The following is a 525-nucleotide window of genomic DNA, read 5'->3' on the forward strand; positions in this document are numbered from 1 at the left end:
AAAAATGATTACATCGGTCTCGGATCTTTACTCCAACGCCCTCACCGCACTTCGCAGGCTCCAGGAGAACTCTGCGCTTGTCATCGGCTTCTTCGGTGACCCCCACCTCGCCTACATCNGCTGGTAGCCGGTCCAGCTACTTTCGTTCTCCTTAGTGTGCGCCCAGCGGGACGGGAGGTGAAGCCGTGAGGTAGCGGTGGATCCTGCTGTTCGTAAGCTCACCGTCGCTTGCCGGNGAAAGTCCGGTCCGGGTAGCTGCCAGGAGGCCCGGTAGCAGGCTGGCGGCTTCGTCTGGAAACGGGCGGGGTCGAAGCCCAGCGTCAAAGGCCCTGTGAGAGGGGGAGCGAGAGCGCGGTCCGTAGCATAAAGCGAAGCCTGCGGCGTCGTGAGGATCCTGCCCTCCGGGGTGGGAAAGGGAGTGCCGAGCCTCTCACTATCGGGGCGAAGGCCACGGAAGCGGCGAAGATCCTGGAATTGCAGCCGTGAGGAACTCCCCGGCGTATGGGGCGCGGAACGTGCTGACAG

Origin of the sequence: Frankia sp. CeD, from assembly GCF_000732115.1 — a bacterium.
Classification (GTDB): Bacteria; Actinomycetota; Actinomycetes; order Frankiales; family Frankiaceae; genus Frankia; species Frankia casuarinae.